The following is a 19,232-nucleotide window of genomic DNA, read 5'->3' as shown; positions in this document are numbered from 1 at the left end:
TTATTCGGTCTCCTCGGAGGCAATCACGTCTTTGGGCTCAGATGTTTCGCTCAGCCCGGCGGTCAAAATCTGGCGGCGCGTCGGTGCGTCGGACATCCCCTCTGCGCGATTTTCACGCTCAGCGGCCTCGCGTTCAGCCGCCTCGGCGGCGGCCAGCTCCTCTTCGCGTGCCGCCCGGATGTCCGCGCTGCGATCCGTCTCAGCCCGGTGTTCTTCCTGAAACAGGGCGACCATCACCGCGTTGCCAACATCGACGGCCTGCGCCTGTGTTTTAAAATCCCCCATGGGAGAGAACAGGGAACAGGCCTTATATCCGCCCGTTTGTTCGCGCGTGTTGTGGATGAATTCATAGTCCCCGGAGGGAAAAGACAAGACCTCTTTTTCGCCCGCCTTGAGGCCCTCCCAATCCTCGCCTTCGCCCGGCAAGAGAACGAGATTCATGAACCACGGCGAAATCAGAACGCCCAGAGGCCGGCCTTCATATTCCATGAACCCCACGGCCTGCACATGCAGCACCTTGTTGACGATCGGAACGTCGCGCATCTTGGCGTGCCAAACCTCGGTGAAATCCCGCACCAAGGCTTCGGTGCGCCGCGCCAGCCGTGCCGCGGCCTGCATCGCGTCCGAACCGGGGTCTTCGGAAACGAGAAATTGTTCCTTGGGCGCATCGCAATTGGGGCATTTCCAATCGTCTGGCAAGGCGAGAAACGGGGTGCCGGGGAGCACTTGCCGCGTGTCGTCCCCCTCTGCCGGATCGTAGGGCGTCCAGCAAATTTTGCACTCCATGATCGCCTGATCGGAGATTTTGTCATTGGCCCCGAGAAAGGACCCCTCGAACCCGATTGTCGTCCCAATCCCGTTCATTGGATGGCCTCCAACACTTCGCGAAGACGCTCGCCACTGTCGATCAGATCCTCATTGGCCGCCAGCGCCACTTCGGGCATCTCGGTGACCTCGAAGGTGTCGAGAATGAGCGTGTCCATCGAATTGAAGAACTGCACCCGCCACACATGCGGCAAGGCCGTCGCTGACACCCGGCAATTGCCGTAGCCCCGCGACAGAATGTCGGTCGCGCCCTGTCCCAAGGCGACATCGAGCCAAACAAGGTCCTCTTCGGTATGCGGCAAAAGCGTCAGGTTGATCACATGCGCCTCCGCGCCGGGCATATAGGCTTTGGATTTGTCCTCAAGCTCGACCAGAAGCGGCGGCGCGTTGACCACCGCCGGATTGCGCGGCGCATCTGCGCCCTGCCCGGCCCGCATCGGTTTGAAAGCCGAGGTGCGCGCAATGCGCGGCACGCTCCCGACTTCGATCACATCAAGCCCCGCAGCCTGAAGCATCCAGACACCGGCGAAGACACTTTCCTGAACCTTGATCGACGGCAGACCCCGCACTTTCATCGCCACCTCGCCCGACCCCATCGTTTCGGCGATCAGGGCGCGGTTCGGCGCGTCGAGTGTCGAGAGATCGAAAGGGTCGACATCGGCGCCCTCAGCCACCTGACCGCAGGCCTCCGACAGGCGGGCAAGCAGATCGAGCGCCGGCTTCAGCTCATCGCCGAGCTCCACTTCCGGATAATGCGTTGTATAGGTCCGCATGTCCTGAGGCATCTGCATGTATTCAAGCTCGGTTCCATCCTCTTCGGACGGTTGCGATCCGGGACCATACCCCATGGGCGGCAATTGGAAATTATTGACCATCTGTGTCTCCCTCAGGCGCTCTGGCTCAAGCGGTTTCTGGTGTCGGCATCGCAAGGATTTGCGCGATGCGGCTCACGTAATCGTCCCAGTCCCGCACCTTGGGAATGCCCGCGAGAAAGACGCCTTCGCGGTAGAACAACAGAGACGGGGTTTTCAGCACACGGGTCGCCTCGCGCAGCTTTGCCTCAATCGGATCGGCCACAACGGCACAGTCGAACCTGCCCTGAAAAGTCAGTTTAAGCTCCGGCAGGATCACCGCCACATCGGCCGTTTCCAGATTGCGTTTCGCGTCTCCCGGAATGAACAGGACATGCACGCCCGGACGGTTGGTGAATTCGGCGACATCCTGGTCCGTCTCCAAAAGCGACCAGCCCATCTCAGCGGTCAGGCGATCAATCAGCGGGTGGCTCATGCGGTGGTCTCCCCTTTGGCGAGTGCGGCCTGCAGATGCGGCGGCAATTGTGGTTCACGGTTGTCGAGATCGGCGAAAGCATCGCCCAGATCACGCCCTTCCATCAGGGCGGCCAATCCGCCCAGAGCCTTTTGAATTTTGAGGGCTTCCTCTTCCGAAATCACCTCGCGGGCGGTTCCGAGAAAGGTCAGAATCCAAGTGCCCGGTTCGACCGGTCCCGTGAGGGCGAGATCGATCAAGTGTTTATGCGTGCCGTCAAACGCGGTCGCGGCAAGGTCCTCGCGAAAGAGGATTTGCATAGGAACACCGACGCACATGTCAGGCGCCTTGTGGCAGGAAACGGTCGTCTCCGACACGGCAGGCCTCGTCCTCGGAGGGGCGCCCCTCTTCGTAGGCCCCGCGCAGGATCGACGGATCGGCGAGATCATTGCTTTCGGTCCGACCTTCGCGCACCTCGATGCCGAACGCGCGCAGTTTCTCGACCGCGATGGCAAGCGCGGGGGCAATCTGGGCGGCGACAACATCGCGAAGCCCGCCACCGTAATCTTCGAGCTCTTCGGGCTGACAGCCGATCAGGATCAGTTTTTCCGGGCAATAGCCCATGAGTTGGGCCGTCGCGATGACATCCTGGAACCCTGTCTGGTGCAGGGACATTTTCTTGGCGCCCATAAAGGCCGGAACCTCGTCGTCTTCGACGATTTTCAACGTGCCCGGCGTCAGGCCGTAATCCACGGCGTCGAACACCAAAAGCGTGTCGACCTCTTCGAGAAACGGCAAAAGGTAGAGACCCTGCGTGCCGCCATCGAGCAGCCGCACCTCCGGCCCGAAGGCATAGCTTTCCGCCAGAGTTTCGACGCAGCGCACGCCGAACCCCTCGTCCGCCCACAGGACATTTCCGATCCCAAGAACAAGAACCTTTGCAGTCATCTGCTCTCCCTCCCGTCTCATCCACCGCTCTCATCGCGCGTTTCGCGTCTTTCAAAAGTGGATGGTTTATTTCCGATATTTGCGTTCACCGATCATAGGCTTTCTGATTTTCGCCTTCACCGAAATTTCAGAATACTATGGAATACTGTTAAGTCCTGAAAAACACTCGAAGATTTCATCCACTCAGCTCACCCCATCGAAAGGAAATGGAATCTTACTTTCCAGTTTGTGAAAAAAACGGAAACTGACAATACAGGAAAGGCGGAGCATTGCCCCGCCTTTCCTGTATGCTCGCCTGACTCGCCGCCTTATTCGGGGCGCGTGTCCTTGAAGGTCCGGGTGCCTGAGATCATCGTCGAGACCATGGACTGGCGCGACAGGATATCTTCGCGGATCGCGGCGTAGATGTGGATGATCATGAAAACCACGATGAACCACATGCCGAGATGATGCACAGAATGCACGATCTGGCTGTTGCCGAAGAGCGTGAGAACCCAGCCCGCAGCATGATCCGCAAAACTGCCCTGCCCCGTGCCTTCGGAATAAAGCGCCCATCCAGTCAGGATCATGAAAGTCAGCCCCAGCGTCATGAAAAAGAACATGGCCGTCTGCGCCAGAGGGTTGTGGCCCACATATTTCTTCGGCTCCTTCTCAAGGAAGGCGTACCATTTCAGTTCGAACACAACTTCCTGCCACCAGCGTTTTTTCCAGACCGGAAGATAGAACAGCTGTTTGGCGTGATGGTTGCCCACAAACGCCCAATAGATACGCCCAAAGAAGCCCACAGTCACGATCATCCCCGCCGCGAAATGCGCAAAGCGGATGTAGCCCATGACGAATTGATGCGTGGCTTCGGCGATCTGCATCGACGGCAGGGGCGAGGCGATGAACCACCCGGTGATGCACAGGATGGTGATCGCCAGCGCATTGACCCAATGCCAAACCCGAACCGGCCACTCATAGACGAAAACCGAGGTCTGATTGCGGATGCTCTCGATATCCTCGTCCCGTGCGTCCCCGGTCAGCCGCGAGGCCTCCATCGGCAGCGGCATGTTGGGGTTCGGATGGTGAATGGAGTCATGATCCGCCATCGTCACTCCTCCTTGCGCTTGGACGCCCGCGCTTTCACCGTGTTGACGATCAGCCAAACGACCACAGCCGCCACGCCGACCATGACAATATGCGCCTCGGTGTGGCCCTCAGGCCCCGGCAGGGTGGCGTGGCCCTCATGGGCCAGCGCAGGGGCGGCCAGCGCCGCAGTGATGGATGCGATTGCAAAACCAAGTTTCATGATATTCTCCTCCCTTAACGCACTTTGACCGTGGTCAGCTCATCACCATCCGGCGACATGACGTGAGTCGAACAGGCCAGACACGGGTCGAAACTGTGCAACGTGCGCAGAATTTCCACCGGCTCTTCCGGACGTTCCATCGGCGTGTCCAAAAGCGAAGCCTCGAAGGCGCCGATATTGCCCGCGGTGTCGCGCGGGCTGCCGTTCCAAGTGGTCGGCACGACGCATTGATAGTTCTCGATGCGACCGTCCTTGATCTTGATCCAATGGCCAAGGGCCCCACGCGGCGCTTCGGTCATGCCGACGCCTTTCGCCTCGGCGGGCCAGGTGCTCGGGTCCCATTTCTCGACATTCGCGGTCGAGCTGTCGCCGTTCTTGATGTTGGTCACCAGCTTGTCGAAGAAGTGCTGTTGCAGACGCGAGCAGTATTCGGATTCGAGCGCGCGTGCCGCCGTGCGGCCCAGCGTCGAGAACAGCGCATCGAACGGCAGGTCCATCGTCTTGAGCAAGCCGTCGACCTGCCCTGTGATGTCCTCGTGGCCCTTGGCATAGCCGATGATGTAGCGCGCGAGCGGACCCACCTCCATCGCATGGCCTTTCCAACGCGGCGCCTTGATCCAGCTGTATTTCGCGGCCTCGTCCAACTCCTGAATATTGGTGCGCGTGCCCTTGGCATTCGGCCCGAGCTCGTATTTCGGCTCGGTGATCCCGTCCCAAGGATGCAGCCCCTTGCCCGGTTCGCCATAGGTGTACCAGCTGTGGTCCACGAATTCCTGAACCTGCTCCGGGTCGCGCGGATCGACATCGTAGACGGTCGAGAGATCGCCATTGATGATCGCACCGCGCGGCATGTGGAGCTGTTCCGGCGAGAAGTCATTCGGATGCTCGGGAATATCGCCGTAAGCCAGACAGGCTTTGGACGCGAGACCGCCGCCATAGAGCCAGTTGCGATAAAAGCCGCCGATCGCGATGACATCCGGAATATAGACGTTGCGGTTGAACTCGAGCGTTTGCTGGATGATCGACTGAACCATGTTCAGACGTTCCATATTGATCGCGCCGACACCGCCGACCCCATCGACATTGATCGGGCACGGCACGCCGCCCACCAACCAGTTCGGATGCGGGTTCTTGCCGCCAAAGATCGTGTGGACCTTGACGATTTCCTTCTGAAGATCGAGCGCCTCCAGATAGTGGGTCGTCGCCATCAGATCCGCTTCGGGCGGCAGTTTATAGGCCGGGTTGTCCCAATAGCCATTCTTGAAAAGGCCCAATTGGCCGCTTTCAATGAATTTTTTCAGGCGGTTCTGCACGTCACGGAAGTACCCGGGGGAGGAAAGCGGGTGCGACGGAGAGACCGCCTGCTGCAGCTCGGAGGTGGCTTTTGGGTCCGCCTTGAGGGCGTTCACCGGGTTCACCCAGTCGAGAGCATGCAGATGGTAGAAGTGCACGATGTGATCGTGGATTTGCAGCGCCAGCTGCATCAGGTTGCGGATCGAGTTGGCGTTGTCCGGGATCATAATCCCCAGCGCATCCTCCACCGCACGCACGGATGTCAGCGCATGGGTGCCGGTGCAGACACCGCAAATGCGCTCGGTAAAGGCCCAAGCGTCGCGCGGATCGCGGCCTTTGAGGATCACTTCGAGACCGCGCCACATGGTGCCTGTAGAGACCGCATTGCGGATCACGCCATTCTCATCGACGTTCACCTCACAGCGCATGTGACCTTCGATCCGTGTCACCGGGTCGACGACGATCCGCTGGCCGGAATTGTCGATGTTGAAACCGTTGGGAGTGCTGACCATGGTTTACGCCTCCTCTTTCTTTTTCGAGTCTTGGACTTTGCGTTGCGCGGTTTTCAGCGCGGAGACGGCGGCATGGGCGGCAACACCTGCGCCCACCACACCGGCGGCGGCGAGACCGACCTTGTCGGCATTGGCTTCGACGCCGAATTGCGTGAGATCGGTCACCCGGTCATAGAAAGACCCCTGATCCCAGAATCCGTCCTCGGAACAGCCGATACAGCCGTGGCCCGATTGGATCGGGAAGGACACGCCTTCGTTCCAGCGCACGGTCGAACAGGCGTTGTAGGTGGTCGGGCCCTTGCAGCCCATTTTGTAGAGGCAGTAGCCTTTGCGCGCGTTTTCGTCGTCCCAGGTTTCGACAAATTGGCCCGCATCGAAATGTGGCCGGCGATAGCACTTGTCATGAATCCGCTGGGAATAAAACATCGCCGGCCGCCCCTGGCGGTCGAGTGTCGGAAGTCGATCAAAGGTCAGCATATAGGTGATCACGCCGGTCATAACCTCGGCAATCGGCGGACAGCCGGGCACCTTGATGATCGGTTTGTCGGTGATGACCTTATGGACCGGCGTGGCGCGCGTCGGGTTTGGTTTCGCGGCCTGCACACAGCCATAGGACGCGCAGGCCCCCCAGCTGATGATCGCTTTCGCATGTTTGGCGGCATGGGTGAGTTGATCCACAAAGGGTTTGCCGCCGATGATGCAATACATCCCGTCCTCATTGAGCGGCGGGTTGCCCTCAACAGCCAGGATGTAGTTGCCTTTGTATTTCTCGATGGTCTCTTCCAGCGCCGCTTCGGCCTGATGCCCGGCGGCGGCCATCAACGTGTCGTCGTAGTCCAGAGAGATCATCGACAGCACCACGTCTTTCGCAAGCGGATGCGCGGAGCGAATGAAGCTCTCAGAGCAACAGGTGCATTCCAGCCCGTGGACCCAGATCACCGGCGTGCGCGGTTTGGTTTCCATCGCATGCGCGATCTTCGGCACGAAGGCGGGCGACAGGCCCAGCGCGGCCGCTGTCAGCGAACAATATTTCATGAAAGACCGGCGCGTGATCCCTTGTCGGCGCATGACGTCGTAGAACGTCTCAATCTGAGCTGTGGCCTGCCCTGCGGTACTGGTCTCCGAAAAATCGGTCAAAATGCGTCCCTCCTTCGGCGAGTGATCGGGCCTTGTGGCCACGTGCGAATGCGACGGCATACAATGCCTCGATCCTCAGTCTCGCCCGGAGAGGGGCGCAAAACAAACAGAGCGCGACAAACTGTCGTGCCTTATTTTTTCATGAGTTTCAAAAAGATACCAAAAGTGAGCTCTAAAGTGGCGGGAAGCGACTAACCGCCAGACCGCCGAAGCGGAAAGGTACTTGCCGCTTGCTCAAAGGCGCCGCGCCGCAGCGACAAGAGCCTGCCCAAGCGCCAGACCACCGTCATTGGCGGGGGTTTTGCTATGGATCAGAACGGGGGTATCCGGCAGAGCGTCGCTCAACGAACTGAGTGTCAGGTCCAAAAGCAAAGCATTCTGGAAACATCCCCCCGACAAGGCCACCGCCTGCGCTTCCGTCCCGGCCATGGCCGAGAGCACAGCCCCCTCAAAGCACCGCACGAGCCACAGGTGAAATGCGAAGGCCAAATCGGCAACGCGAGCGCCCGCGTCACGCTTGGCGACAAAATGCCGGATCATCTCTGAGGGATCGAGCGCGCCCCCCACCATGGACGCGACCGGCACCCCAATCGCAAGACTGTATCGCGACAAACCACCGGAGGTCCGCGCCAAAGCCTCAAGCCGCATTGCGGCCTCGCCCTCATAGCTTTGACGATCGACGCACATCCCAAGAATGGCCGCGACCGCATCGAAAAGGCGCCCAACGCTCGACGACATCGGGCAATTCACGCCCTTTTCGACCGCCATCCGCGCCATCGCCAGAGGTTTGTCGGAAAATGCCTCATCGGCCCACTCCGACAGCCCGGCCTGATCCAGCCGCGCCAGAGCATTGCGCCACGGCTCTTTCGCCGCCATATCGCCCCCGATCAAGGGCGCAGGTTTGAGCCAGGCCTTGCGTTCAAACTCACGATAATCGCCAAGTAGGATTTCGCCGCCCCAGACCGTGCCATCGGCGCCAAACCCCGTGCCATCCAAAATAACGCCAACCACCTTGCCGCCGCCCAAAGGCCAGCCATTCTCGCCCAAACAGGCCGCCAAATGCGCATGGTGGTGCTGCACCTCTTCGACCGGCAGTTTTTTCGATTGCGCATGGATCGAGGCGCGAAACTCCGGGTGGAGATCGCAGGCCACGACCTCCGGATGATGATCGAACAGCTCGGCATAATCCGCGTCCGCCTTGAGGAACGCCTCATAACACAGCGCGTCATCGAGATCGCCAAGGTGATGCCCCAAAAGCGCCTGCCCGTCTTTGATCAGGCAAATCGCGCCCTTCATCTGGCCCCCATAGGCGGCAATCTGTGGTGCGGCCTCAAACCCTTTGGGCAAGGGCAAAGTCCCCGGCACCCGCCCACGGGCACGCCGCAGGACCATTGGACCGTGCGGGGTGATCCGCTCGACCGAGTCGTCCATCCGCCGGGCGATGTCGCGGTCATGCATCAAAAAGGCATCGGCAAAGCCGGAGAGTTTTTCCAAGGCTTCCGCATTGCCGATCACCTGCGGCTCTCCCGAAAGATTGCCCGAGGTCATCACCAAAGGCCCGCCCACCGCCGCAATCAACAGGTGATGCAGAGGCGTATAGGGCAGCATCCAGCCCAATGTGGCCTGCCCCGGCGCGATCCCCTCGGGCATCCGCCGCGCGGTCAACAAGACGACGGGCGCCGCCGGATCGCGCAAAAGCGCCTCTTCAGACGCGCTCATGTCACACCAGTCGCGGATCATGTCCATGGTGCCCATCAGGGCAAAGGGCTTGGCCGGGCGATGTTTGCGCTGTCTGAGCCGCGCAACCGCCTCGGCGTTCCGCGCGTCACAGGCCAGATGAAACCCGCCCAAGCCCTTCACAGCGAGGATGTCCCCGTCACGCAGCAAGCGCGCCGCCTGAGCAAGCGGGTCCCCTTCGCCCTTGGGCTCAAGCCACAGCTGAGGCCCGCAGTCCGGGCAAGCCACCGGCTGGGCGTGAAAGCGGCGATCTTCGGGGCTGTCGTATTCCGCACGGCACGCCGCGCACATCTCGAAAGGCGCCATGGTCGTGTGGCCGCGATCATAGGGCAAGCGTTCGACAATGGTGAACCGCGGTCCGCAATGGGTGCAGTTGGTGAACGCATATCCGGCCCGGCGTTCATTGAGATCAAAGACCTCTTGGCGACAGGCCTCGCAGGTCGCCGCATCGGGCGCCACACGGGTGCGGGCGGCGCCGGTTTGGGAGGCCACAATCTCGAACCCCTCCACCCCGCCTTGAATGTCACGACACTCGACCGCGTCGATCCGCGCTAGCGGCGGCCTCTCCGCGCGCAACCGCTCTTCAAAGCCTTTCGCCTCACCGAACAGGCGGATCAACACACCTTCCGCATCGTTGCGCACATCTCCGGTCAGCCCCATCTCACGCGCCAGCCGCCAGACAAAGGGCCTAAAGCCCACGCCCTGCACCTGACCGCGCACCCGGATTTCCAATCCGCTCTGGTTTCCTTTGCTGCCCAAATACTCAGTTCCTTCGTGCGCGGGTCCTCAATGAACCGTGCAGACCATACAGGGGTCAAAGGACCGCACGATATGCTGCACCGAAATGGGCGTGTCCTCGCCCGCCCGAACCGGCGCGCCGACCAGAGCCGCCTCGACGGGCCCCGGCACACCTCTTTCGTCTCTGGGCGAGAAATTCCACGTCGTTGGCGCGATGATCTGATACGAGGTCACACGCCCGCCCTCGACACGCATCCAATGCCCCAAGGCGCCACGCGCCGCCTCGACCAGACCGACGCCTTCGCCGTCACTCGGCAGTTTGACATGCCGCATAAACGGCGCGCGCGGATCGATGGAGGCCAGAAGGCGCTCCATCTCGACCTGTGTCCGGGCCAGTTCCAAAGCGCGGCCCAGAACGCGCGCCCGCACGGAGCCCTCCCGCGCCAGCGCCTTTGCCAAAGGATGGCCATCGATCGCCTGCCGCGCGAGCGCCCCGGTTTCATAGGTCAACCCGGCAAGACGTGGCGCCTTGCACCAGCTATAGGCCTCATCGCGCATCTCTTCATCCGGGCGGGTCATGCCGTTCGACGGATGTGCCGCCTCGCCCAGCATCCAGCTGTGCGAAATCTCCTCGACGATCTGTTCGGGATGCAAGGGACCGGAGAGGCCGTCCACAAGAGTGCCACGTTCAAACACCGTGCCATTGGGCGAGGGATAGGCCCCAAAAGAGAGATAGCGCCCGGACCCAAGCCCCGAGCCTTCGAGCGACAAATCCTGCGCGATGCTCAGAAACAGCGCGACATCGCCTGTCTCCCATCCGCTCACCTGATCGAGGGTCTCCAACTCCAGAAACCGTTCCAAAGGCGCACCGAACATCACCTCTTCGAGATAGCTGCGAAAGGCGGCGAGATCGGCCGACAGGCGCACCTTGTCACGGGCAGAGGGCGCGCGCGTCACGCCACCCGGCTGGATCGCCAAGGTGTGTGGCCACTTGCCGCCCAAAAGCCCCACGATATGCAACAGCCCGGCGCGAGCCTCCGTCGCGCGTTTCAGCGCTGATCCTTTGGCCGCCGTAAAGCGGTCCACCGCGCGCCCGTGCCAAGGCCGGTCGGCATACACAGGGCGCGCGAAATCCGGCATGAAGAAGAGATTGAAATGCATAAGATGGTCGGACACGTTTTCGACCATATGCAAAAGCTGGGCGACCTTCGCGCCGTCCGGGCTGGGCGTTTTGCCCGCAAAATCCGCAAGCGCCATCGCCGCCGCCATGGATTGGCTGATCGAACAGATGCCACAGATGCGCGGCACGATGGTGAGCGCATCCATCGGACCTTTGCCCTCCATGATGCGTTCAAACCCGCGAAACAGCGGCGAATTGGCATAGGCTGCCGCGACCCGGCCATGCTGCACGTCGAGACGAAGCTCAAGATCGCCCTCAACACGATTGAAAGGGCCAACCAGAAGGGTCGTATTGTCAGTCATTCTTGCGGCTCTTCACGGAGGGAGGAACGAGGATACGGTCGGCGGTCGCGTTCCGCGCGACACGCTCCGGGGTCGCACGTTTCGACAGAGAGGCCAGCGCCATGAACCAGGCTTTCGGCATATCGGTCGGCAGTCCCACAGGGATGCCCGCGAATTTCGGGGTCTCAGTAAAGCCATGCCCCGGTTCTTCGAATTCTGGCGCTGTGCAGTTGATGCAAGGGTAGCCCGCCCGCGTGCAGCTGCCTTCGCCGTTCCAGAGCCGGATGTTGCAATCGCCCACCGCCTGCGTGCCGATACAGCCGAGATGCTCCATCATACAGCCCATCTGGCTCAGTTCTTCAGCCGAGGCTTTGTATTCGTAGAATTCGTTCTTGGTGCAGGCATGGTGCACCAGATTGTCCGCGAAAAAGCGCGGTCTGGCGTAGCTGTCGAGATCCTCCGCGCCCAAGGCGTCGCTGGCCAAAAGCATCAAGGTTTCGGTCACCCAATCGGGATGGGTCGGACAGCCGGAGATATTGATGACGGGCAGACCCGCGCGGGACCGAAACGTCGCAGGCAAGGCCGCGCCGCTGTGACGTCCGTCGTATTGCACGCCCGTGGCATCGGACGGATTGTCCCCCGCAGAGGTCACCCCGCCATAGGTCGCACAGGTGCCGACGGCCACGACATGGGCGGCTTTCGGCGCGAGGCTTTGCACCCAATCGAGCATCGAGCGCCCGGTGCCCCCGAGCATGTGGTAGCGCCCCGTGCCTTTTGGCCCGTGAATGATCGAGCCTTCGATACAGAGAATGTCGAGCGTCTGGGCCCCGTCTTCGATGGCCTGCAACAGATCACGCACCTCCGCCCCGCTCGCCTCAGAGAGCGAGGGGTGCCACAGGAACTCAAGTCCCGCAGCATCAAAGAGGTCCATGAGATTGGGGCTTTCGGCACAGAGCAGCGACATGGTGCAGCCACCGCAGCCCCCCGATTGCAGCCAGAGGATATTCAACGCTGATCCCCTCTCTTGAGCGCGAGGCGGAAACAGGCACCTTTGGCGCCCCCCTGCACATAGCTGAGCGTCCCGCCATGTTCTTCGACGATCTTTTGAGAAATCGAAAGACCGAGCCCCGTGCCACGCCCCACCGCTTTCGTGGTGAAAAACGGGTCGAAAATCGCGGCACGCAAGTCTTCGGGCACGCCCGGCCCGTTGTCGCAGACTTGCATGACGGCCATATCGCCTTCGTAAGACAGCCGCACCTGAATCTCCGGGGCCTCGATGGCCTCCATCGCGTCGGCGGCATTCTGAACCAAATTCATGATCACCTGCTGGACATGGCCCGAACGCCCCAAAGCCATGCAGGAGCTTTCGCCCGTCACCGTAATTTTCATCTGACGTTTCAGGCCGCGCTGCACCCATTGCGCACCGATCTTGGCGGTTTGCGTCACATCGAAGGGCGCCACCTCTCCCGATCCTTCGGCGGACAGTCGGCGCAGGTCTTCGACGATATCGCGCACCCGCTCTGCCCCGTCCCGCGCGCCCTCGATGGCGACACGCAGGTTTTTGAGATCACGTTCGAGTTTAAGCTCCGCGCGCAAGGCGACAAGCTCTTCGCGGCTCGCCCCCGATTGCACCTGTTCGAAATAGGATTCAAAGCGGTCGAGGTATTTTTGCAGGCTGTGGGTGTTGGCATAGACAAAGGAAATCGGGTTGTTCAACTCATGCGCCACACCCGCAAGCAATCGCCCCAAAGAAGCCAGTTTTTCGGTGCGCACCAATTGGGTCTGCGCCTGTTTCAACTCCTCATGGCTGCTTTCAAGCTCATGATAGGCCTGACGCAATTCGCCAAGCGGCCGACCGGTCAGGATAAACCCGCTGATCCGTTTGCGCCGGTCCAGCCGGGGCGCGACGCGAAAGTCCACCGGGCTCGCCCCGTTCAAGGTTTCGAGATCGACTTCAAAGGTCTGTTCCACCTTCTCGCGCGCGACTTCGGACATGGCCGCACTCATGCGATCACGCATTTCGCCTTCGAAGAACCCTACGACGGGCCGCCCGATCAACGCGTCCTTATCGCCACCAATGGCGGCACAAAAGGATTGGCTGAGATCGGCGACAAACCCGTCCTTGTCCGTCACGACGAGATAATCGGAGATCGAGGTCATGATCGACCGAAGGAAGCTGCGCAGCGTGGAAAGTTCCGTGTTTCTGGCTTCCAGCTGTTCCTGATAATCGACCAACTCGGCATAGGTCTTGTCCACAGCGTCGAGCACATCGACCCACGCCGCGTCATCGAAGCCGGGCTTTAGCTCATCACCCAGTCGAGAGGAAATATTCGTCATCTGATCGCCTCCGGTGCCTAAGCGTGTCAGGCAAGACACTGGGACGCAATAGGAAATGCCGCCCGGTTTTGGCGCATATGGCGAATGAGACGATCCGGCGCGGGCATTCCATGAACGCCCTGTCGCCAAAGGGGGAGCATTTGGTCATCGCAAAAGACCCAAAACGCTCCCCCACTCTTTGTCGGTCAGTCTTCGTGTCTGGGAAGGACTGGGACTAAAGCTCTCAAGCCTCCTCCACCTCCTGTGTCCTGGTCTTTTTCAAGTTCCAGCGCTGCACCAGCACCGCGATGCCGCCGGGCTCAAAGAGCATCATCCCAATCGCAGCTGCGCCGAGGATGATCATATAGATCGGCCCGTAACCCGAGAGGTTTTCCCTAAGGAGCACAAAGAGAACAGCGCCAATGATCGGCCCGATGATCCGCCCCATGCCGCCGATCACGACCATGAAGATGATGAACACCGTCCAGTCGGTCAGGCTGAAAGAGCCGCTCGGATTCACCCGCAGTTTTTGCAGCGTATTCACGGCACCGAGAAGCGACAGGAACGCGCCGGAGACCACAAAGAGCATCGCCTTGACCGCATTCGGATTGACGCCGAGCGCCATGGCCGCCGTTTCATTGTCCCGCATCGCACGGAGCGAATAGCCACGGCGCGAGTGCATCACGAGGATGATCAGGAAGATCACGAGAACCAGAATGGCAAAGCTGAGCCAATAGATGTTCTCAACCCGCGACGAGGTGCTGGCCCCGAAGGCCTTTACAATCTGCGGACGTAAGCTGATGCCTGAGCCGCCGCCAAAGCCCGGCAGTTTGCCGGCCACCAACATGAAGACCTCCGCCAACACCCAACTGCCGATGGCAAAATAGGCGACGCGCATGCGGCTTAGGATTGCAAAGACCGGAAGCGACAGCAACGCGCCGAAGGGCAGCGTCAGCGCCATGCTCAGGAACGGGTTCAGCCCCAGATGCGTTGTCAGGCCAAAGAAGGCATAGCCTCCAGCGCCGACAAAGGCGTGCTGACCGATCGACACAACACCGCCGAACCCGGCCAACAGGTTCCACAATTGAGCGACGGACATGATGATAAACAGGTCGGTCAAATAGCGCATGGTGCCATTGTCCACAAAGAACGGAAGCGGGACCATGACAGCCACGGAAAGACCGAGAACTGCGAGAGGAAGCTTTTGGGATCCAGAAGTCATGATGTCACCCGTCATTTTTGGGAAAGAGGCCGCGCGGGCGCAGGATGAGAAGGATCAGAAAGACCAAATGGCCGGACAGCACCTGCCATGAGGCATCGATCTGCGCGCCCACCATTTGCGCAATGCCAATGATGACGCCGCCAACCAAGGTGCCCCACATGGAGCCGAGGCCGCCGATCACGATGGCCTCGAAGGCGGTCAACAGGCGCGTCGGACCGCTGGCCGGATCAAAGTTCCCGCGCACGGACATGAGCATTGCCGCGATGGCAACGGTCACCATCACGATGACAAAGGCCTTTCGAAACACCGCACGCGTATCCAGACCCAGCATGGCGGCATTCGCTTCGTTGTCCGACACAGCCCGCAGTGCGCGCCCGAAAGAGGTGCGGTAGATCATCAGCTGCAACCCTCCGATGAGGGCCACAGCGGCCCCGAAGATCAACAGCGAGAAGACGCCGACATGCAGATCGGGAAGGATTTCAACGCTGGCTTGCTCGAGCCGCCCGATGCTGAGTTTTTGTGGGTCGGCGCCAAATCCGAGCAGCATCAAGTTCTGCAAGATGATCGACAGACCGAAGGCGACAAGAAGCGGGATCAGCGGATCGTGCCGCGGCACGAATTCGAAAAGTCCCCGCTGAAGAAACCACCCCGCACCCGCCGCCAAAAGCAGCACCGCAGGCGCGGCCAAGACGATGGAAACCCCGAAAAAATCGGTCACCGTCAGACCGACGTAGGCCAAGAGAACGATCAAGTCGCCATGCGCGATATTCACGATCCGCATCACGCCAAACACCAGGCTCAGGCCCAGCGCGTAGAGCGCGAAAAGGCCGCCCAAAAGCGTGCCCTGCACAAGAGTATTTACCAGTTCCACGTCTATCTCCCAAAATAAGCTTGCGCGACACGCGTCTCATTCGCCTCATCGGAGGCGCCGGACAAAGACACATGACCTTCGAGCAGGCAGTAGTACCGGTCGGAAATTTCCAACGCTTTGCGCATGGCCTGTTCGACCACGAGGATCGCCAAACCTTCGGACGCAAGTTTGATCAACTGTTCGTAGAGGCGCCCGATGATGGTCGGGGCGAGGCCGAGGCTGATCTCGTCGCACAAAAGCACACGCGGGTTGGTCATCAACGCGCGCGCGATCGCGATCATCTGTTGCTGGCCACCCGAGAGCATCGTCCCGGAAATGTGGCGTTTGGGCACGAGGTCCGGGAAGAGTTCATAGATTCGCTCAAGCGTCCACGGGTCTTTGCCGTGGAGCTGTCCCAGTTGCCCGCCCAAAAGGATATTCTCTTCGACGCTCAGCGACGGAAAAATACGCCGCCCCTCCGGCACGAGACCAATCCCGGCATGAACGATGTCGGGGGGCGTCAGCCCCAAAAGCTCGCGCCCGTCCAGGGTGATGCTGCCTGTCGCCTCACCTTCGGTGCCACAAATGCCCCGGATCAGCGAACTTTTGCCCGCCCCGTTCGCCCCGATGACGGCGACGATTTCACCGGCATCGATGTCGATGTCCATGCCGTGCAAGGCGGCGAACTGACCGTAGTTCAGATGAAGATCCCGAATGCTCAACAACGCGCTCATACCTCTGCCTCCGCTCCGAAATAGAGGCGGCGCACTTCGGCGTTCTCCAAAACCTCATCAATCTGTCCCCGCACGACAATCTGCTTGTCGGCGAGCACTGCGACTTCGTCGACAAACCGCGTGAGCGCATGCACGACATGTTCGATCCAGATCACGGCCGTGTCGCGCCGCACGACCTTTTGCAAGATGTCGAGAAGGGTGTCGCATTCCGCCTCGGTCAACCCGCCCGCGATCTCATCAAGCAACAAAAGCTTGGGCTTCATCGCCGCCGCTTTTGCGAGTTCCAGACGTTTGAGGTCCAACAAGGCCAAAGACTTGGCCAACTTGTCCCGGTGATTCCCGAGCCCGGTCATCTCCAGAATGTCATGCGCGCGATCACGCGCCTCATGCAGGCCCAAGCCAGCGCCAGATGTGCATCCGACAATCACGTTTTCGGCGACCGTCATGTCGCCAAAGGGTTGCGGGATTTGAAAGGTGCGCCCGATGCCACGCCGACAGGCGTTCCAAGGCTTCATTTGACCCAGATTGTGACCTTCGTAGAGCATTTCACCGCCGGTTGGACGATGCAGGCCGGAGATCAGGTTGAACATCGTGCTCTTGCCCGCACCATTTGGGCCGAGAATGCCCAAACGGGCCCCCGGTTCGAGCGTGAGGCTGACATCATTGAAGACCTCGATGCCGCCAAAGGCTTTCGAGACCCCTCGAAGTTCGAGAAGTGGTTTCAAGATTTTCTCCATCGCGTTGGAAAGAGGCCCCTCAACCCGCCCTGCGGATTGAGGGAGAGACTCAATACGTCAAAGGCTGCACTTCGCCTTGAACGGGAACCTCTGGCGCAAACTCATTGTCGCAAATGACCAGATTCAGCGGGAACTTGTCCCCCTTGACCCATTGTCCCCCCGCCGTAGGTGTCATGCAGGTGTTCGGAAGCGGCCCCGTCTGGAAGTTGATCGGCCCCACGACGGACACCATATCGGTCTCGTTAAAGGCAGCCTGGATCGAGGCCGGATCGTCAAGGTCCTGCACCCGCTTGAGACCGTCGAAAATCACCTCGAACAGCGAGTGGCGATAGGCGAGCGGCATCGACCATTGGCGCCCGGAGGCCGCCTCATACTCATCCGCCAACTCCTGAGAACTCTGCCCTGTCATGGTCGAAGCATAGGGATAGCTCGGCGCCCACCACACCTCGGTGATCAGCCCTTCGGCACGCGCCCCAAAGGGTTCGATCGCGGCCGGGAATTGAACAGTCTTCCCGGCATAGACCAATTTCGGCTGGAATTTCTGCTGAGCGGCTTCGTTCCAGAAGGTCGTGAATTCGGGCGGCGGAATGACACCGTAGATCAGATCGACGCCGTCGGCTTTGAACTGCGAGACCGCTGCGGCATAGGAACTCAGCGGCATATCAAACCGGCCCGGGTCCGAGAGACCGTATCCGAGGCTGTCGAACAGCGGCGGATAGCTCTGCGCGAAGGCATTGCCGTCGCCGTCGTTGGGCCAGAGCGCGCCGACCATCTTGTCGGACGCAATCTGACCGAACATGTTGAGGTTCGTGCCCGCCGATTGCGTGCCGGAAAAGAAGAAATGGTTCGTCCATTCAAAGCCGGCGTCGGGATCACCGCCACGCGCCTGGAAATAGGGTTCAAGCGGCGTGTCGTTGGTCACACAGGGCACACCATTCAACTCGCACATATCCGAAACCGGCACGGTGGTTTCGGGGGTCGCGGCGGCGATCATCAGATCGACGCCCTCATCGAGGATCAGTTGGGCCGCGACTTCGGACGCCCTGTTCGGGTTCGACTGGCTGTCCCGCAAAAGAATTTCAAAAGGGATCTGGCGTCCGTCGATGGTCAGTTGCCCGCCTGTTGCCTTTTGCACCTGTTCGAGCACGAAATCGACGTGCTCAGAGAAAAAGGCCAAGGGCCCGGTCTGCGGCATGACCATGCCGATTTTGATGGTCCGCTCCGCTGCAAAGGCTGGGCTGTAAAGACCCACCGCTGCCGCAGAGGCCGCCCCTGCTTTCAGAAATCCTCTGCGATTTAGCTGAGCTATGTTGTGCGTTTTTTTATTCATAGTTTTCTCCTCTCTTGGTTTCCCGGTCTCCTCCGGCCGGGTATTGCGTCTTCAATCAAGCAACCGAGTAGCCTCCATCCACGGGGATACTGACGCCAGTGATGTATTTTGATGCGTCGGAGGCCAGAAAGACCGCCACCCCGGCAAGATCTTCGGGCTCTCCCCAACGGGCGGCTGGTGTGCGTGCCAACACCCGTTCGTTCAGACCCTCCATCTCACGACGCCCTTGCGCGCCGAGGCCCGTGTTGATCCACCCGGGCAAGATCGCATTGACTTGAATGTCTTGTTCGGCCCAGGCCACGGCGAGGCTCTTGGTCAGTTGCACCACGCCCCCTTTGCTGGCGGCATAGGCGGGGACTTCGCCCGCACCGAAAATGGAATACATGGAGCCGATATTGATGATCTTTCCACCGCCCTCGCGCAGGCTGTCATAGGCCAGTTTTGAGAGATGGAAGACGCTGCGAAGGTTCACGGCGACGTTGAGATCCCATTGTTCCATGGTCATCTCTTCGGGCCGACAGTGAATGCCGATGCCCGCGTTGTTCACCAGAATGTCCAGCCGCCCAAAGCGCTCAAGCGTCTTGGCCATCAGGGCCTCGGCCTGCTCGGTTGATGTCACATCGACAGCAAGCCCCATCGTTTCCGATGACGTTTCGGTCGCCAATCTCTGCGCCACGGCCTCTGCCTCGGTGCCGTTCAGGTCCGCGATGACCACATTTGCACCTGCGCGGGCCAGCGCAGTCGCGATCCCCAAACCGATGCCCGACGCACCGCCGGTGACCACCGCAACGCGTCCCGTCACGTCAAAAAGTGTGCTTTGCATAGTTCCTCCTGT

Annotated in this window: 19 protein-coding genes; all 19 read right to left on the bottom strand. The window is 60.4% G+C overall.

The genetic code is table 11. The annotated features are described in order from the left end of the window. Positions 1-864: a [NiFe]-hydrogenase assembly chaperone HybE gene (hybE, locus tag ACN0X0_RS09240; protein WP_417278918.1), complete on the bottom strand. Its 864-nt coding sequence runs from the start codon at positions 862-864 to the stop codon at positions 1-3. Continuing rightward, positions 861-1,700 carry a hydrogenase expression/formation protein gene (locus ACN0X0_RS09235; RefSeq protein ID WP_417278917.1) on the bottom strand — a complete coding sequence of 280 codons (840 nt, stop codon included), beginning with the start codon at positions 1,698-1,700 and terminating at the stop codon, positions 861-863. The genes hybE and ACN0X0_RS09235 overlap by 4 nt, the downstream gene beginning before the upstream one ends. Positions 1,701-1,725: 25 nt before the next feature. Then, a complete protein-coding gene (locus ACN0X0_RS09230) occupies positions 1,726-2,112 on the bottom strand; it encodes a hydrogenase accessory protein (RefSeq protein WP_417278916.1) in 387 nt (128 codons plus the stop codon). Continuing rightward, positions 2,109-2,429, bottom strand: a complete 321-nt coding sequence (locus tag ACN0X0_RS09225; RefSeq protein WP_417263254.1) for a HypC/HybG/HupF family hydrogenase formation chaperone — start codon at positions 2,427-2,429, stop codon at positions 2,109-2,111. Before ACN0X0_RS09225 ends, ACN0X0_RS09230 begins: the two co-directional genes overlap by 4 nt. 1 nt (position 2,430) lies before the next feature. Beyond that, on the bottom strand, positions 2,431-3,039 hold the full coding sequence (locus ACN0X0_RS09220; RefSeq protein WP_417278915.1) for a HyaD/HybD family hydrogenase maturation endopeptidase: 609 nt from the start codon (positions 3,037-3,039) through the stop codon (positions 2,431-2,433). Positions 3,040-3,347: 308 nt separating this feature from the next. Continuing rightward, positions 3,348-4,130: a Ni/Fe-hydrogenase, b-type cytochrome subunit gene (gene cybH / locus ACN0X0_RS09215; RefSeq protein WP_417263256.1), complete on the bottom strand. Its 783-nt coding sequence runs from the start codon at positions 4,128-4,130 to the stop codon at positions 3,348-3,350. 2 nt (positions 4,131-4,132) lie between these two features. Beyond that, positions 4,133-4,330 carry a hypothetical protein gene (locus ACN0X0_RS09210; RefSeq protein ID WP_417278914.1) on the bottom strand — a complete coding sequence of 66 codons (198 nt, stop codon included), beginning with the start codon at positions 4,328-4,330 and terminating at the stop codon, positions 4,133-4,135. A 14-nt stretch (positions 4,331-4,344) separates the two neighbouring features. Then, entirely contained in the window at positions 4,345-6,135 is a 1,791-nt protein-coding gene (locus ACN0X0_RS09205) for a nickel-dependent hydrogenase large subunit (RefSeq protein WP_417278913.1), read from the bottom strand. A 3-nt stretch (positions 6,136-6,138) separates the two neighbouring features. Further along, positions 6,139-7,272 carry a hydrogenase small subunit gene (locus ACN0X0_RS09200; RefSeq protein WP_417278912.1) on the bottom strand — a complete coding sequence of 378 codons (1,134 nt, stop codon included), beginning with the start codon at positions 7,270-7,272 and terminating at the stop codon, positions 6,139-6,141. Between the two features lie 234 nt (positions 7,273-7,506). Continuing rightward, positions 7,507-9,768, bottom strand: coding sequence for a carbamoyltransferase HypF (gene hypF / locus ACN0X0_RS09195; protein WP_417278911.1), 2,262 nt, complete (start codon positions 9,766-9,768; stop codon positions 7,507-7,509). A 27-nt stretch (positions 9,769-9,795) separates the two neighbouring features. Beyond that, positions 9,796-11,229 (bottom strand): nickel-dependent hydrogenase large subunit, encoded by a 1,434-nt coding sequence (locus tag ACN0X0_RS09190; protein ID WP_417278910.1) that lies wholly within the window; start codon positions 11,227-11,229, stop codon positions 9,796-9,798. Continuing rightward, a complete protein-coding gene (locus tag ACN0X0_RS09185; RefSeq protein ID WP_226552822.1) occupies positions 11,222-12,217 on the bottom strand; it encodes a HupU protein in 996 nt (331 codons plus the stop codon). The genes ACN0X0_RS09190 and ACN0X0_RS09185 overlap by 8 nt, the downstream gene beginning before the upstream one ends. Next, entirely contained in the window at positions 12,214-13,545 is a 1,332-nt protein-coding gene (locus ACN0X0_RS09180; RefSeq protein ID WP_417278909.1) for an ATP-binding protein, read from the bottom strand. The genes ACN0X0_RS09185 and ACN0X0_RS09180 overlap by 4 nt, the downstream gene beginning before the upstream one ends. A gap of 223 nt (positions 13,546-13,768) precedes the next feature. Continuing rightward, positions 13,769-14,746 carry a branched-chain amino acid ABC transporter permease gene (locus ACN0X0_RS09175; protein WP_417278908.1) on the bottom strand — a complete coding sequence of 326 codons (978 nt, stop codon included), beginning with the start codon at positions 14,744-14,746 and terminating at the stop codon, positions 13,769-13,771. Between the two features lie 4 nt (positions 14,747-14,750). After that, complete coding sequence (locus ACN0X0_RS09170; RefSeq protein ID WP_417278907.1) at positions 14,751-15,617, bottom strand: branched-chain amino acid ABC transporter permease; 867 nt, start codon at positions 15,615-15,617, stop codon at positions 14,751-14,753. A gap of 2 nt (positions 15,618-15,619) precedes the next feature. After that, positions 15,620-16,330 (bottom strand): ABC transporter ATP-binding protein, encoded by a 711-nt coding sequence (locus ACN0X0_RS09165; RefSeq protein WP_417263264.1) that lies wholly within the window; start codon positions 16,328-16,330, stop codon positions 15,620-15,622. Next, the gene (locus ACN0X0_RS09160) at positions 16,327-17,055 is read right to left on the bottom strand and encodes an ABC transporter ATP-binding protein (protein WP_417278906.1); all 729 of its coding nucleotides are present in this window, start codon (positions 17,053-17,055) and stop codon (positions 16,327-16,329) included. Before ACN0X0_RS09160 ends, ACN0X0_RS09165 begins: the two co-directional genes overlap by 4 nt. A 61-nt stretch (positions 17,056-17,116) precedes the next feature. Next, the gene (locus ACN0X0_RS09155; RefSeq protein ID WP_417278905.1) at positions 17,117-18,397 is read right to left on the bottom strand and encodes an ABC transporter substrate-binding protein; all 1,281 of its coding nucleotides are present in this window, start codon (positions 18,395-18,397) and stop codon (positions 17,117-17,119) included. A 55-nt stretch (positions 18,398-18,452) separates the two neighbouring features. Further along, complete coding sequence (locus tag ACN0X0_RS09150) at positions 18,453-19,220, bottom strand: SDR family NAD(P)-dependent oxidoreductase (protein WP_226552813.1); 768 nt, start codon at positions 19,218-19,220, stop codon at positions 18,453-18,455. Between the last annotated feature and the right edge of the window lie 12 nt (positions 19,221-19,232).

Source organism: Celeribacter sp., assembly GCF_048270365.1.
GTDB lineage: Bacteria > Pseudomonadota > Alphaproteobacteria > Rhodobacterales > Rhodobacteraceae > Celeribacter.
The sequence above is the reverse complement of the archived record's forward strand: the minus strand, read 5'-3'. Positions and strand labels throughout refer to the sequence as shown.